Here is a 14,700-nt window from a genome sequence, read left to right as displayed (position 1 = left end):
GGGGCACAATATGTATGGCGGTCTCAGGCGGAACCATCAAATCGTATGTCGTAATGCATGTCGTCACGGTCGCGAGCCGGCAGCTTGCCGGCCAGAAAGGCATCCTGCGCCAGGCAGGCGCCCATGCCCAGGACGCAGGTGCGCACGTCTTCCCGCCGCAGCACCAGGCGTATCTCGAAGCCCACGCCGGGCAAGCCGAACAGCGCCAGCATCTGGCGCAGGGCCAGCGCGCCCGTCCGGCCGGGCAAGAAATCCTCGTAGACACGGCGCTCCAACGGTCCCTGCACCAGGCGCACGCGCAAGTCGGCGCGCCGGCAGCGCTCGCCCAGCATGGCGCCGTGCCCCAGCCGGGCGTGCGCGGTGGCCAGCAGGGTGCGCTCCTGCGGCGCGCGCCGGAACCAGGTACCCACAAAACGTTGCATGCGCACGGGCACGCCAAAATACTCGGCCAGCACCGCCTGCATCACATCGGCCGCCACGGGCCGATGCCGCAGCAAGGCCGCGTAATGGGCCAGCACATGCGCAGGCAAGCCATCCGCCTGCCGTGCCACCTCGGCAGGCCAGGCACCGGCCAGGGCCAGTTGCAGGGGCAGGAAATCGCCGCCGTCGGCGTCCATCTGGCATTCGATGCGGTAACGTGCCCAGGCCTGGTAAAACAGGGCCAGCGCGCGCTGCGACAGCGTATCGAGCCAGTCACGGGGACCGCCATCGCCCGTTTGCCGTTCGTGGCGGGCGAACGTTTCCGTGTAATGCAGCGGCAAGCTGCCATGCACGCCCAAAAAACCCAGCATTGCCGCTCGCACATGCACCTGCATATCGCCGTCCGCCTTCGGCTCCAGCCACAGCTGTTCGATTTCTCCCGGCGCAAACGACAGCGATGCGCTGCCATGCAGGCGCAGGCAATCATCAAACACCTGCTCCTGCGAGATACCCTGCTGCATCAGCCAGGCAGACAGCAGCCGCACCGCCTGAAAGAAAGTGGTGCCGGACGGGTCGGCCAGCAGGCGCGCGACTACACCAGCGTCTGGTTTCCATTGCGGGGCAGGCAGCACAGCAACTCCTTTCCCGTCTTCTGCGACAAGACGATCAGGCGGGTAAACGAGCCCAGATGCACATACAGCCCGAGAAAACGTTCGATCACCTGGGCAAACGCATGCAAGCCGCTGCCGACAAAGGCTTCCTCATCGACGGATAGCAGGACGTCGATGCCGAACACCAGGCTGCCGCCCGCCTCGTCGTGCAGCCAGGTACTGGCGGCGCGCTGGCGCAGTCCCGTCAAGCCCGCGATCTGGCGCGCGGCACTGGCCGAACCGGGCAAGTTGTACAACTCGAGTATTTGCTTGAAGAGCGGCAAACCCTGCTCGCTCAGCGACTGATGATTCAGGGACAATTGCGCGATCAGCCGCCAGTGCGACGCCACTCCCGCAGGGAAGCGGCCTGCAGCGCTGGGCTTGCGCAGCAGGCGCACCGGCAAGGCGCTGGCCATGCCGTCATGGCGCAAATCGCCCGCGGCATTGCCGAACACCAGGCGGCTGGGCAAATCGCGGTTGCTGCAGGTGAGCATGATGGACACCGTTTGCGTCGCGTCGTGCAGCGGCTGCATGGCGCCGTCGACAAAGGCGATGCGCATGTCATAGCCGGGATTGCTCAGCGCCATGTCTTCGTCGCGCCGCGTCACCCAGTAGCGCCCCTGACGGCCGCCCGCCTCGCCGTGGCGCATCGAATAGAACGGGTGAAACGTGTCCAGCGTGCCGCCCTGCGGCGTTTCACCGAGCACCTGCACACTGTCGACGCTGTGGATATCGTAGCAATGCGCCTGCCTGACCGATGGCAGCAGCACATGCTCAGCGCTCGTGTGCGTCAGGCGGATGGGACTGGCCGCCTGGCGGAACAGGTTGACGACGGGCGTGCATCCCAACACCAGATGCCTTGCCGACAGCGGCCGCAGGATGCGCGCGATATCCGTATCGACCTGCACCTCGGCCAGCAGCAGATGCACGGTGCAACGCCGGCACGCCGGAGGCAACAGGGGACGCATCGCGGCCATATCCAGGTCGACGAAATTGAATTTATCCGGGAAGGCAAACCATTCGCCCAGCAGGCGGTAAGCGGGATGCGATGCGGCCCGGGCCGGTATCAAGGCGTCTTCGGCGGAAAAACCGACCGGATGCAAGGGCACCGCGTCCAGCGCATGCCAGGCGCCATCGACTTCCACACAGGCGCGCCGGGTGCGCAGGAACAGGCTGTCGCGCAAGGTGGCGCAAAACGCAGGCTCGCCGTCGAGGAACAGACGCAGCATCGACAGCGGCAGCCCATCCAGCGTGGCTGTGGCGCCCGTCGCTTCGAGCGTGATGCTGATCGCCGCCCCCAAATCCGGCGTCAGGCGCAATGCGGGCGGCGCCGACACGATGGACTGAAAGCGCACGTCGGACAGGCGCAGCGGCGCCACGGCGACATCGTAGACAGTGGTGAACTTGCAGGTGACTCCCTGATGCTCGGCAGCATGCATGACCGTGCCGTACGGGATCATGGCCGGCTCGGTCACCGTCGCAAGGTCGTTATCGATGCGGGCAATGGCGCAGGCAGGAAACGGGCGCAAATAATGGGGGAAATTCACTTCCAGCAAGGTTTCGCTGAAGGTGCCGAAACCATCAGCCAGCCGTTTGGCCGTACGTGCGTTGAACATGGCAAACGCCTGCAGCATGCGCGCCAGGTGCGGGTCGCCCGTGTCTCCGCCCTGGATGCCCAGCGCCCCCGCGATGGCCGGATAGCGCCGGGCAAACGCCTCGTTGTGCGCATGCAAGGTGCCCAGCTCGTGCTCGTAAAATTGCAACAACTCATCCATGCCAGCTCCCAACGCCTGACCCGCATATGTAGGTACAGCCCCATCAGCATTATTGAGGAAGCGGGGAAAAGGAAAATTGAGTTTGAACAAGATTGCAAGCATGAATCGGCAAGCAATGCCTTGCCCACGGCAGCAACTTTTGTTCACTCCTTGTCAATACCAATTGACTTATTCGAAACAATCGTTTTAAATCAGGAAGTTACTCAAAATCAATCATTTTGCGCACACAGCCATCGCAATTCCCTTCCCGATGCCTGCTGCGCACCTTGATGCACTCTGAAGCCAAGGTATATGGAACTGCTCGACTCCCTGCGTCAGACCCCGTCGCAAGACGACACGATCAGCGGGCACTACGAAGTGCGCCGCTTGCTGGGCGAAGGCGGTTTCGGCCATGTATTCGAAGCGTGGGATGCCAAGCTGTGCCGTAGCGTGGCGCTGAAGCGCCTGAAACCGCAAGCCGATGTGCTGCATCCCGAAAAACTCATCAATGAAGCGCGCCTGGCCGCCTCGCTCAGGCATGCAGCCTTCGTACGCATTTTCGCCATCGAGGGCCAGGGCACGAGCCAGTCCATCGTCATGGAACTGGTCGAAGGCCAGACCCTGGGGCAGTTCATGCACAGCGGCAAGGCTGACCTGCAGTCTGCGCTCGACATCGCCTACCAGATCGCCGACGCCATGGACGAGGCGCATGCGATGGACTTGGTCCATGGCGACCTGAAACCATCGAACCTGATGCTGGAAGCAAACGGCAGGGTGCGCATCCTCGACTTCGGCCTGGCGCGCCACATCGACCCGCAAGCCACACAAACGACCACCCTGTGCGACCTGCAGGGCACGATCGCCTACATGGCGCCCGAGCGCCTGATGGGCCGCCTGCCCGACACGCGCGGCGACGTGTATGCCTTGGGCGCCATGCTCTACGAAATGCTGGCCGGCCAGCGCCACTTCGCCCACCTGAACGGCCTGGCCCTGGCCGCCGCTCACATGCAGGCAACAGAACCGTGGCCCGACCTGCCGGACTCCGTCCCGCCCGCCATCAACGCCCTCGTGCGCGCGATGACGGCGCACGATCCGGCCGAACGGCCACGCACCATGCGCGACGTGCGCGAGGCGATAGGCGGGGGGCACAGGGAGACGACAACATTGGCAACACCTGTCGTGGCGACGCCACCGCCAGTAGATGTGGCGCCCGCAGTCTCTATCCGCTTGCCCATTCCACGCAAGCGCACATTACAAATCACTGCCGGGATTGCGCTGCTGGCTTTGGCTGCATGGCAAATGCCAATCATTTCTTCCACAGTGAAGTCATTCATCACAGCCAAAGAAGCGCCCGCACCTTTTTCGGAAATCGCCAGCATGGCAGCCGGTATGGAAGCTCTGCGGGTTTTCGACCGCGAGACCAGCCAGACGCAAGCGATCGAACATTTCAACACGGTACTCAAGCATAGTCCGCACAATGCGGCCGCAGCGGCAGGTCTCTCCCTCGCCTACAGCCTGCGCTATATTGGCGATGGCCGCGATGATACCTGGCTCCAGCGCGCCGATGCCAGTGCCCAGCAGGCCCTGATGTCCGACAATCAAGTGGCACTGGCCCATGTCGCCCATGCTTGGGTTCTGGATCTTCAAGGCAAGCAGGATGCAGCAATGCAGGCAACGGCGATTGCGCTCAATCTCGATCCACATAATATGCTGGGACTTGCAGGCAAAGCGCGCCTGTTGATACAGGCAAGTAAATTTGACTTGGCTCAAGTGACGCTGGACAAGGCCATCGAAATTTATCCACGCGAACGCCTTTTCCCTTTGCTCTTAGGCATGATGCGTTATCGTCAAACAGATTATGCAATGGCAGAGCAAGCCTTCCGCACCAGCATAAAACTGGACCCGCAATCGTCAAACGCCTACGCCTATCTGAATGCGGTTCTCCTACGTCAGAATCGCAATGATGAGGCACTTCAAGTACTTCAACAAGGCTTGCAACTACAACCGCATTGGGAGCTATACAGCAACCTTGGTACAAGCCTCTTTGCGAAAGGCGACTATTTAGGAGCAGTGCAGGCTTTTGAAAATGCAGTCTCATCCAATAAGGGTGGCCCTGGCATTTATATGCTTTGGGCTAACCTTGCTGATGCACAACGTTGGATCCCTGCACAAGCCGCCGCCTCCAAAAAATCTTATCAACGCGCAGTCACATTGCTCAAGCCGATATTGGCGCGCCAGCCTGACAATGCCACCTTTAACTCCCGTATGGCGCTGTACTCAGCCTATCTGGGAGAAAAAAAATATGCCATGGAACGGATGCGGCAAGCTATTTCAATTGCACCTGACAGCGCTGATGTCCATTTCAGAGCAGCCTTGACCCATGAGTTACTTGGCAATCGTACAGAAGCGATTCAGGCAGTGCTACATGCCTCCAAACTCGGCTACCCCATCAACCTGATCGATTCGGCCCCCGATCTGTTGAACCTGCGGCGAGATGCCCGCTACCAGCAATTTCTTATCAACATGGAAAGAGATAGTAAAAAATGACACTTGTAAGCCCTTGGATGAAGCTATCCGTACACTTCGATGCAGATCAAATCACTAACCAATTGGATTACAGCTTCACCTCGTGCGATGGAACGGCAGACCCCCGCCACGGTCCCTACATGGGCGGCGTACACTTCCAGAAAGGCCAGCACGTTTACCTCGACGTTACCTGCTGTGGCTCCAAGGAAAGCGGCTTCACCTCGTTCCAGATCGTCGACTGCTGCATCATCACCGTACCGCAATTGACGCAAATCGGTCCGAAAGTACCGACCGTGTACTCGCCGCCATCCCCATTCTTGCAAGCCGTGGGCGCCACCTATCATTTACCACTGGACTTCGAAATTCAGCAACTGCTGGGCGAACCGGAACTGCCGCCCCTGCACCGCATCCGCCAGGAGTGGAAACACAATCTGGACGTAGGCTATGCTGCCGGTCGCTGGGAATTGTCCTTCGTCATGACCGTGCGCATTATGCGCGGCGAAGACGTTCAACCGGAACTGCGCGTATTTTCTTTCGACCCGGAAAGTTCGGTCGGCGGTACCGTCGCTCTTTAAGGTCTGGCACCACTGGCTGAAACAGAAACGCATTACTGGAACAGGGCGCGAGCCCTTACGCGCCACTACCCTGTAAAACGCGAATGACGCCAGGCTTTATGTCAGCACACAAGCTAGTGTGCTGACCGTCAGTAGTAGACGCGTTGTTGGCTGGAGATATTCCTTCCTCGCAGGTATCTACTCCGCCTCGGACGACTTTGAAAAATGGACGTGTCCCGCGACCTTCGCCAGTTCCAGTGCCAAATTTCAGTAATATGGATGGTGACATAACCATTCTGACGCCACTCACTTCCTTGTCCTGACCGCATCGAAATAAAAGCCGTTCCAATAGACCAGGATGCGGCCCGGTTCCTTCAAAAAGAGGTGGGTGCAGCAGATGTCGATCGCCGTGACCGGGTCGGGCAACCCCATGTTTGCCGAGCTCACATGCCCCTGCTCTCGAAACGAGCGCGCCAAGTCGTTGACGCTTCGCTCGTAGGTCGGCGATGCACACGCCGCTCCATTAAACACGAACTTGTCCTTGGTGACCGCGACGGTTTTGCCGATCAACGCACGCGCCTGCCGGTCCGACATCGAGGCGATGTCGGCGGCGTCGATCACCTTCGTCAACCGCTACTGGCCAAGGATGTCCGCGTTGAGCTCGGCTCCGGCGCGCACGCCAGGAACTGGCTCGGCATCCACAGCCGCCGTTATGACGGATGCCCACACCAGCCCCACGAGGAAGAGCGCGAGACCACCTGCAATTTGCGGATCCTTCCAGGAACGGCGCTCACCGACATGACTCTTCCTTTCGTGATGTGGTCCTGATGCTCTGTGGCCTTATGCTGCGTGCCTTTGGTGCTGTGGCCAGGTGCTGAGCCTGAGCTGGCGGGCTACTTCGCCGCGTCGCGGAAAGGTGTGCGTTGCTGGTATGGCCGGTGAGAAAAGTCTATCCAATCGATTAGGTGTAGGGACGTATTACGCGCAGCGTGGCGTTTCCCCTCATGCGGCACCATAGCGATGCAGATGGCAATGCTAGATCAAATCCATACCTCGCCTGCTCTCGGTCTTGTTTTTCGCGCGGTAGTTGCGCCAGATTGCCACCGGCCATCGTGTAAAAATAGTCCAGAACCTGATTTGGGTCTTCGAGCTTCAGCATAGTGTGATGCCGATGCTCGGGCAGGACGATGGCCACGGCATGCGGCCCGCCTGTCCACATGCTACGCTCCATTGCGCCCCTTTGCAGTAGCCTGCGGAACAGGTTCCATTCGTAGATTGCGACACCATCGATCTGATAAGCGCTGAAAGACGGCAGCGTGTGCACAACGACATAATGCGAGTTCGCGAGAATATGCTGGTCGGTCAGCCTGATATCGCCCAGTGCGCCCTTAATCTTTGCAAGCACGTCCTTTTCCGTAAGTCGTTGGCGCAAGGCGACCAGTCGCTTCACGCCTTTCGTCAGCGGCCAATTCTTGCCGCCCCAATAATTCAATTCATCGCCCAGATCAGCCGTACGGCTATTGCGCTTCCACTTCGCCTGGATGAAAAATATCTGCCGCCGCGCCACCTCGAAAATGATCAGGTCGCAGTCGTACATCTTGCCTTTGCCATTTTCGCTCCGCTTGAATCCGGCCCGCACCACATAATCCGCTGGAGAAACGCGTCGCGTGATGTATTCCGTAATTTCCTTTTCAAATTTTTCGCCGAGGTCACGGGCCTGCTCCCCGCTCAGGGCGGCGGATTTGCAGCAATGGACCGCGTGTCCGAGCCCCGTTTTTCCCAGGCTCAGGCAGCCGCCAGCGTGCACGTAAATGCCGCGATTAGATGGAATAGCAGCGGCGCGATCAGCCAGCACGAGGTTCAGCAGGTCTCGATCAAGTTCAAGTCGCTCACATAGAGCATCGTTCGGTATGACGCCCGCTTCGTCGGCGAGTCGGACAATTTCAAGCAGCGCGAACCAACGACACAGTTCGCGCGCGCCGCTGATCAGTTCCGACGACGAGGCATCGCGTGCCATATACGCGCCGATAGAGAAGAAACTGTCCAGAAAAGCGTCTTCCAGCGTGTCGAGCAGCTCGGGCTGCAACAGTGTCAGGATGCTGGCGGTGCGGGTCAGGTCGCCATGACGCAGGTGGGTAATAACGTCACGCAGCACCAGCGTCAACGACAGTTGAGACTGCACCTCCATGGTCGTTGTGATCGTCCGGTTGTACAAGATTTCTCCACCGCGCGGCGTGAAGGAAAACGTCAGCAGTTGGCGCGTTACCTGCGCTTTCAATATCCCCATCAGCGTCAGGAAGACCACTTCGTGGAAGCTGAATGCACGCACGGCATCCCGGCTGCTGTCAGCGTCGAGCTTGAACCGCTGGTTTGGCTGCTCGCTGCGCTGATGAACGAAGTCGGCATGATCGCGGACGAGTTCCTCCAGCAGTTCGACCTGTCGGGCGAGCACCAGTTCCGGAACCAGCGGAAGTTGGTCAGGTCCCAACTGCGCGACCTGCTGAAAGACGCGCTCAGCCTGGTGCACCTGCGACAACAATGTTCCACCTCGCCACGTCGGCATTGAGCCTGCCAGCGCCCGATAAACCTGCGCCAGATGCGGCAACCGCTCAGCCACCAGCGCACAACTTTCGTCGGTAAAGGGCTTTCTAAAAAAACGGGAAAGTGTCTTCCTTTCCGGCTCTTCCAGCATGGCGGCATCGAGATATATCAGCATGGGCAACAGAAAGCGATGGCATCAGGTCGAATAATGATAAACAAGTTTATGATTGTTGCCACCTGTTGCTTTTGAGAGCGGCCCTATGACCAGCGTCTTTCCAGCTGCAATCGCCAGAGCGCAGCATGCCAAGATTGACTGGGCCCAAGAATAACGATGGCCACTTTCGCGAAATGGAGAGCGGAGCCTCCCCGTCCCGAAACACTCGCTCGATGGTCTACTTGAAGACTTGCTCTGCAAAGGCGGCCACGGCCACGGCCAAAGCAAGCACATCGTCTTGCGAAATGGAAATAGAATTTCATTCTACCCAGGCCGCCCCGACCTCCACGAGCGCGGCTTTTTCACGCCCGCACGCAATACCCCGCTCCGCCCGCCGAAAGCGGTAAAATGACGGCCTTGAACCCAAGCTCCGCCCCACTGGCGCGGCTTGGCACGCACAACAGCACCACCCACAGCCCGGCAGGCATGCCTCCCCTGCCGCCGGACCAACGACAAAGAACACATGACCACCGTCCCAAAAGAAATCAACGCCGCCGCGGCAAAGAAGAATTCGGCTGAAAAGCTCACGCCCATGATGCAACAATATATGGGCATCAAGGAAAACCACCCGACGATGCTGGTCTTCTACCGCATGGGCGATTTCTACGAGCTGTTTTTCGAGGATGCGGAAAAAGCGGCGCGCCTGCTGGGCATTACCCTGACGGCGCGCGGCGTGGCCAGCGGCAACCCCATCAAGATGTGCGGCGTGCCGTTTCATTCGCTCGACGGCTACCTGGCCAAGCTGGTCAAGCTGGGCGAGTCGGTGGCCATTTGCGAACAGATCGGCGATCCGGCCACCAGCAAGGGTCCCGTCGAGCGCAAGGTCATGCGCGTGGTCACGCCCGGCACCCTGACGGATGCGGACTTGCTGCCCGAAAAGGCCGAGCGCCCGCTGCTGGCCATGTGCAGCATCACGCAGCGCAAGACAGTGACGACGGGCCTGGCCTGGCTGTCGTTGGCCAGCGGCGCCTTGAAACTGATGGAGTTTTCCGGCGACAGCGCCACCGTGGCGGCGCGCCTGCAGCAGGAATTGGAACGCATCGTGCCCGCTGAAATTCTCAGCGGCGACAACGGCAACCTGTTCGACGACTACGCGGGCACCCACATCAACCGCGTGCCGGATTGGCATTTCGACGTGGTGGGCGGCCACAAGGCACTGCTCGATCAATTGGGCGTGGCGACCCTGACGGGCTTTGGCGCCGATGGCCTCGGCGCCGCGTTCGGCGCGGCCGGCGCCCTGCTGCGCTATGCGCAATCGACGCAAGGGCGGGGCTTGCAGCACGTGCGCTCGCTGACGACGGAAACGGAAAGCGAATTCATCGGCCTGGACGCGGCCACGCGGCGCAACCTGGAATTGACGGAAACCATCCGCGGGCAGGAATCGCCGACCTTGTTCTCCCTGCTGGATCATTGCCGCACGGCCATGGGTTCGCGCATGCTGCGCCACTGGCTGCACCATGCGCGGCGCGACCAGAACGTGGCGCGCGCGCGCCATGAAGCGATTGCCGCGCTGGCGCAAAGCGAGGCGGCCGGTCCGCTCGCCGCCACGTTGGCGCAAGTGCCCGATATCGAACGCATCACCACGCGCATCGCCCTGCTGTCGGCGCGTCCGCGCGACCTGGCCGCCCTGCGCGACGGCCTGCTGCAACTGCCGGCCCTGCGCGGCGACGTCGTGCGCTGCTACGGTCCCGGCCAGGGCGGCGAAAGCGGTTTGCTGGCCGCCATCCACGCGGCCCTGGCCACGCCGACGGCCTGCCTGGATTTGCTGGTGCGCGCCGTGGCGCAGGAACCGGCCGCGATGGTGCGCGACGGCGGCGTGTTTGCCACCGGTTTCGATGCCGAACTCGATGAATTGCGCGCCCTGTCGGAGAACGCGGGCCAGTTCCTGCTCGACCTGGAAACGCGCGAACGGGCGCGCACGGGCATCGCCAACCTGCGCGTCGAATACAACAAGGTGCACGGCTTCTATATCGAAGTCACGCACGGCCAGACGGACAAGGTGCCGGACGACTACCGCCGCCGCCAGACCCTGAAAAATGCCGAACGCTACATCACGCCCGAACTGAAAGTATTCGAAGACAAGGCCCTGTCGGCGCAAGACAAGGCCCTCGTACGTGAAAAACTGCTGTACGACCTGCTGCTGGCCGAGCTGGCGCCGCACATCGGCACCTTGCAGACGATCTCGCAAGGCCTGGCCCAGCTCGACACCCTGAATGCGCTGACGGAACATGCGCAGCAGCACAACTGGGCAGCGCCGCAACTGGTCGACGAGCCGTGCATCAACATCGTCGAAGGCCGCCACCCGGTGGTGGAAAAGCAGATCGAACGCTTCATCGCCAATGACTGCCGCCTCGTCAACGAACGCCGCCTGCTCTTGATTACCGGTCCGAACATGGGCGGTAAATCGACGTTCATGCGCCAGGTGGCATTGATCACCCTGCTGGCCTACGTGGGCAGCTACGTGCCGGCCGCATCCGCCACCATCGGCCCCATCGACCGCATCTTCACGCGCATCGGCGCCACCGACGACCTGGCGGGCGGACGCTCGACCTTCATGGTGGAAATGACGGAATCGGCCGCGATTTTGAACGGCGCCACCGAGCATTCGCTGGTGCTGATGGATGAAGTGGGCCGCGGCACTTCGACCTTCGACGGCCTGGCCCTGGCCTGGGCCATCGCGCGCCATCTGATCGACAGCAGCCGCAGCTTCACTCTGTTCGCCACGCATTACTTTGAGCTGACGCAATTGCCGGACAGCCATCCGAGCGCCGCCAACGTGCATCTGTCCGCCGTCGAACACAAGGACAGCATCGTCTTTCTGCACGCCGTGCAGGCCGGTCCCGCTTCGCAAAGCTACGGCTTGCAGGTGGCGCAGCTGGCCGGCGTGCCGCAACCCGTGATCAAGGCTGCGCGCAAGCACCTGGCGCGCCTGGAAGCGCAGGCGCTGGACGCCACGCCGCAACGCGACCTGTTCGCCGCCCCCGCCGCCGATCCGTATGCGCAAGAGGAAGAAGAGGCAGCGGCGGCGCCGCTGGCCGCGCTGAACGCGGCGCAGCAAGCCCTGCTCGACGCCATCGCCGACCTCGATCCCGACGCGCTCACGCCGCGCGATGCGCTGGAGCAGCTGTATCAGTTGAAACGGCTGGCCGCCGCATGACGATCCGGCGCGGCACGATCCGCCTGCTGGCCGCCGGCTTGCTGGCCGTCAGCCTGCCATGGCAAGCGGCGCTGGCCGCCGCTGGCGACCAGGCCGGCTTCGAGTTTGCCGTGCTGGGCCATTCCTTCAACGCGGGGCCCGACGATGGTCCCCTGAAAAAAGCCATCGCGGACACCAGCGCTTTCAACGCGTCCTTCGTCGTGGCCACCGGCATCAAGGCCGCCAGCGAATCGTGCAGCGACAAGCTGTACAGCCAACGCAAGGACTTGCTGGACGCCAGCGGCCCGCCGCTGATCGTCTCGCTGTCGGCCAGCGACTGGGCCAACTGCCGCAATTCGCGCGGCCGCATCAACGCCATCGAGCGCCTGAACCGCCTGCGCGACGTGTATTTCGCCGACGACCAGAGCCTGGGCCAGCGCAAGCTGACCCTGTCACGATTGTCATCGACGGCGAAATTCCGCAGCTATGCGGAAAACGCCCACTGGGAATACGGCGGCGTGCTGTTTGCCACCATCAACCTGCCCGCGAATAACAACCATTTCCTGCCAGAAGCAGGCCGCAACAGCGAATTCGAAGACCGGCTGGTCGCCAACCGTTCCTGGCTGCAGCGCCTGTTCGCCATGGCGCAACGAAAGAAACTCGACGGCATCGTGCTGTTTTCCGATGGCGACGTGGGCGTGCTCGATGAAGACGACAATTCGCTGCTGCCCAGCTTCAGTTCGAAACAGGATGGTTTTGCCGGACCGCGCAAGCAGGTGCGCACCCTGGCGAAGAAGTTCAGCGGCAAGGTGTTATTGATCGATACGCAGCGCAAAGCCGAAGCGGACGGCAAGGAAGGCAAAAACAAAAAGGCTGCGGCCAGGACGGACGCGCCAAAAATCAGCTGGAAAGGCAACCTGGGCCACGTCAGCATCGACAACGACTGGTCCGCCATTGCCGTACGGCCCGGCAAGACGCCATTCTTTGAGGTACGTCAACGTGCCACCCGCCCATCGGCGCAAGCGAGGGCCAAGGCGTCAACGCTACGTCGTTAATTACAGCGGCACAAACGAACAGGCCGGCATATAGCCGGCCTGGAACAAGCGGTATTAATGAATCGGGTGCGTGCGGAAGTGATCGCCCTCTTCGCCTTCATCATCTTCATCGCCATGGTCATGGCCGTGTGCGCCATGCACGTGGCCATGGGCGATTTCTTCTTCGGTGGCTTCGCGCACGTCAGCGACGGTCAGCGAGAAGCGCAGCGCGATGCCGGCCAGTGGATGGTTGCCATCCAGCACGACTTTGTCGTCGGCGATATCGGTCACGGTGAAGATCATCGCTTCTTCGTCCGGCGAATCGCTTTCCGGCATGCCTTCGAACTGCATGCCCACTTCCAGCGGCTCAGGCAGGCGATTGCGCGGCTCGACCTTGACCAGGGCGGGATCGTATTCGCCGAAAGCATCATCCGGTTCGATCTGGATCGTGTTGGAATAGCCAACTTCCTTGCCGTCGAGCTCTTCTTCGATCTTCGGCAGGGTGTTTTCATAATCACCGTGCAGGTAGACCATCGGCTGACGGCCGTCTTCGATCAGATTGTCTTGCGCGTCTGACAGTTTGTAGTTGACAGTCACGACCGTATTTTTGGCAATCTTCATTATGCTTCCTTTCATTGTATAAGCTGGCAAATTATACCTTCACGCCGCCAACGGCAGGCGCATTCCTGCATTTCCGGTTGTTATAATGGGCGCATGAAAAAATTAACTCTCCTCGGCGATATCACGCCGGCGCAATTCCTGCGCGACTACTGGCATAAAAAACCCTTGTTGATCCGTCAAGCCGTGCCTGGCTTCAAGGCGCTGTTCGACGTCAAGGCCCTGGCCGAGCTGGCTGCCCTGGACCACGTCGAATCGCGTCTGGTCAGCCATGCGGATGGCCACTGGAACATGCAGCAGGGTCCGCTGACCAGCCTGCCCTCGCTGAAACAGAAGGAATGGACCTTGCTGGTGCAGGGCGCCAACTTGCACAGCGCCAAGGCCGACGCCCTGCTGCGCCAGTTCCGCTTCCTGCCCGACGCGCGCCTGGACGACCTGATGGTCAGCTTTGCCACCGATGGCGGCGGCGTGGGCCCGCATTTCGATTCCTATGACGTGTTCCTGCTGCAAGGCCAGGGCAAGCGCCACTGGCGCATCGGTGCGCAGAAGGACCTGAGCCTCATCGACGGCTTGCCGCTGAAAATCCTCAGCAACTTCACGCCCGACGAAGAATTCACGCTGGAACCGGGCGACATGCTGTATTTGCCGCCCCACTACGCGCACGACGGCGTGGCCATCGGCGACTGCCAGACGTATTCGATCGGTTTCCGCTCGCCATCGTTCCAGGAACTGGGCGAAGCTTTCCTGCAATTCATGGCCGATTCGATCGACTTGCCGGGCATTTACAGCGATCCCGACCTGAAAGCGTCGGGCAAGCCGGCGGAAATCCCCCGTGAAATGCTCAGCACCATCGCGGAAGAAATGAACAAGGTGCGCTTCACGGAAGAAGACGTGACCATTTTCCTGGGCGAACACCTGTCGGAACCGAAGCACAATGTGTTTTTCACGCCGCTGTCCAAGCCGCTGACGGTGGGCCGCTTCGCGGACGCCGCGCAGAAAAAGGGTGTCGTGTTGTCGCGCAAGACGCTGATGCTGTATCGTGGCAAGAATGTCTTCATCAATGGCGAATCGTTTGCCATTGGCAAGGCCGACAAAACGGCCCTGGAAACCTTGGCCAACGAACGCGCCCTCGATGGCGCCGCCGTGGCACAGGCGTCCGATGACGTGATGGATGCTTTGTATACCTGGTATCAGGATGGCTGGATCGAACTGGCTTGAATGAGCGTGTCGTAGCAAAGTGGTATTACAGTAGG

General features: G+C 60.9%; 10 protein-coding genes. 5 read left to right on the top strand and 5 right to left on the bottom strand.

The window, feature by feature from the left end; translation table 11 throughout:
- Positions 1 to 23: 23 nt before the first annotated feature.
- On the bottom strand, positions 24 to 1,052 hold the full coding sequence (gene tssG / locus IGS60_RS17890; protein ID WP_230505717.1) for a type VI secretion system baseplate subunit TssG: 1,029 nt from the start codon (positions 1,050 to 1,052) through the stop codon (positions 24 to 26).
- Positions 1,013 to 2,845, bottom strand: a complete 1,833-nt coding sequence (tssF, locus tag IGS60_RS17885) for a type VI secretion system baseplate subunit TssF (RefSeq protein ID WP_230505716.1) — start codon at positions 2,843 to 2,845, stop codon at positions 1,013 to 1,015. The genes tssG and tssF overlap by 40 nt, the downstream gene beginning before the upstream one ends.
- A 291-nt stretch (positions 2,846 to 3,136) precedes the next feature.
- Here tssF and IGS60_RS17880 point away from each other — a divergent pair, with 291 nt between their 5' ends.
- Positions 3,137 to 5,371, top strand: coding sequence for a serine/threonine-protein kinase (locus IGS60_RS17880; RefSeq protein ID WP_070221417.1), 2,235 nt, complete (start codon positions 3,137 to 3,139; stop codon positions 5,369 to 5,371).
- A gap of 17 nt (positions 5,372 to 5,388) precedes the next feature.
- The gene (locus IGS60_RS17875) at positions 5,389 to 5,925 is read left to right on the top strand and encodes a hypothetical protein (protein ID WP_070221418.1); all 537 of its coding nucleotides are present in this window, start codon (positions 5,389 to 5,391) and stop codon (positions 5,923 to 5,925) included.
- Positions 5,926 to 6,210: 285 nt separating this feature from the next.
- Here the strand turns inward: IGS60_RS17875 and IGS60_RS17870 are convergent, their stop codons facing one another.
- Positions 6,211 to 6,525 carry a hypothetical protein gene (locus tag IGS60_RS17870; protein ID WP_230505715.1) on the bottom strand — a complete coding sequence of 105 codons (315 nt, stop codon included), beginning with the start codon at positions 6,523 to 6,525 and terminating at the stop codon, positions 6,211 to 6,213.
- Between the two features lie 340 nt (positions 6,526 to 6,865).
- Positions 6,866 to 8,620, bottom strand: a complete 1,755-nt coding sequence (locus IGS60_RS17865) for a hypothetical protein (protein ID WP_230505714.1) — start codon at positions 8,618 to 8,620, stop codon at positions 6,866 to 6,868.
- 502 nt (positions 8,621 to 9,122) lie between these two features.
- Between IGS60_RS17865 and mutS the strand changes: the two genes are divergently transcribed.
- Both mutS and IGS60_RS17855 read left to right on the top strand, forming a co-directional pair.
- The gene (gene mutS, locus IGS60_RS17860; protein WP_230505713.1) at positions 9,123 to 11,816 is read left to right on the top strand and encodes a DNA mismatch repair protein MutS; all 2,694 of its coding nucleotides are present in this window, start codon (positions 9,123 to 9,125) and stop codon (positions 11,814 to 11,816) included.
- Complete coding sequence (locus IGS60_RS17855) at positions 11,813 to 12,850, top strand: hypothetical protein (protein ID WP_070311009.1); 1,038 nt, start codon at positions 11,813 to 11,815, stop codon at positions 12,848 to 12,850. The genes mutS and IGS60_RS17855 overlap by 4 nt, the downstream gene beginning before the upstream one ends.
- 54 nt (positions 12,851 to 12,904) lie before the next feature.
- Here the strand turns inward: IGS60_RS17855 and IGS60_RS17850 are convergent, their stop codons facing one another.
- Positions 12,905 to 13,450 (bottom strand): peptidylprolyl isomerase, encoded by a 546-nt coding sequence (locus IGS60_RS17850; RefSeq protein ID WP_070221423.1) that lies wholly within the window; start codon positions 13,448 to 13,450, stop codon positions 12,905 to 12,907.
- 93 nt (positions 13,451 to 13,543) lie between these two features.
- Here IGS60_RS17850 and IGS60_RS17845 point away from each other — a divergent pair, with 93 nt between their 5' ends.
- Positions 13,544 to 14,665 (top strand): cupin domain-containing protein, encoded by a 1,122-nt coding sequence (locus tag IGS60_RS17845; RefSeq protein WP_070291793.1) that lies wholly within the window; start codon positions 13,544 to 13,546, stop codon positions 14,663 to 14,665.
- The last annotated feature ends 35 nt before the right edge of the window (positions 14,666 to 14,700 follow it).

Origin of the sequence: Janthinobacterium sp. FW305-128 (assembly GCF_020858135.1) — a bacterium.
In the GTDB taxonomy this organism is placed as follows: Bacteria; Pseudomonadota; Gammaproteobacteria; order Burkholderiales; family Burkholderiaceae_D; genus Janthinobacterium.
The sequence above is the reverse complement of the archived record's forward strand: the minus strand, read 5'-3'. Positions and strand labels throughout refer to the sequence as shown.

What these genes read in the sequence shown, in the direction of transcription:
- IGS60_RS17880 (WP_070221417.1), top strand. Translation starts at nt 3,137, where the DNA reads ATGGAACTGCTCGACTCCCTGCGTCAGACCCCGTCGCAAGACGACACG.
- IGS60_RS17855 (WP_070311009.1), top strand. Translation starts at nt 11,813, where the DNA reads ATGACGATCCGGCGCGGCACGATCCGCCTGCTGGCCGCCGGCTTGCTG.
- IGS60_RS17865 (WP_230505714.1), bottom strand. Translation starts at nt 8,620, where the DNA reads ATGCTGATATATCTCGATGCCGCCATGCTGGAAGAGCCGGAAAGGAAG.
- IGS60_RS17875 (WP_070221418.1), top strand. Translation starts at nt 5,389, where the DNA reads ATGAAGCTATCCGTACACTTCGATGCAGATCAAATCACTAACCAATTG.
- mutS (WP_230505713.1), top strand. Translation starts at nt 9,123, where the DNA reads ATGACCACCGTCCCAAAAGAAATCAACGCCGCCGCGGCAAAGAAGAAT.
- IGS60_RS17845 (WP_070291793.1), top strand. Translation starts at nt 13,544, where the DNA reads ATGAAAAAATTAACTCTCCTCGGCGATATCACGCCGGCGCAATTCCTG.
- IGS60_RS17850 (WP_070221423.1), bottom strand. Translation starts at nt 13,450, where the DNA reads ATGAAGATTGCCAAAAATACGGTCGTGACTGTCAACTACAAACTGTCA.
- tssF (WP_230505716.1), bottom strand. Translation starts at nt 2,845, where the DNA reads ATGGATGAGTTGTTGCAATTTTACGAGCACGAGCTGGGCACCTTGCAT.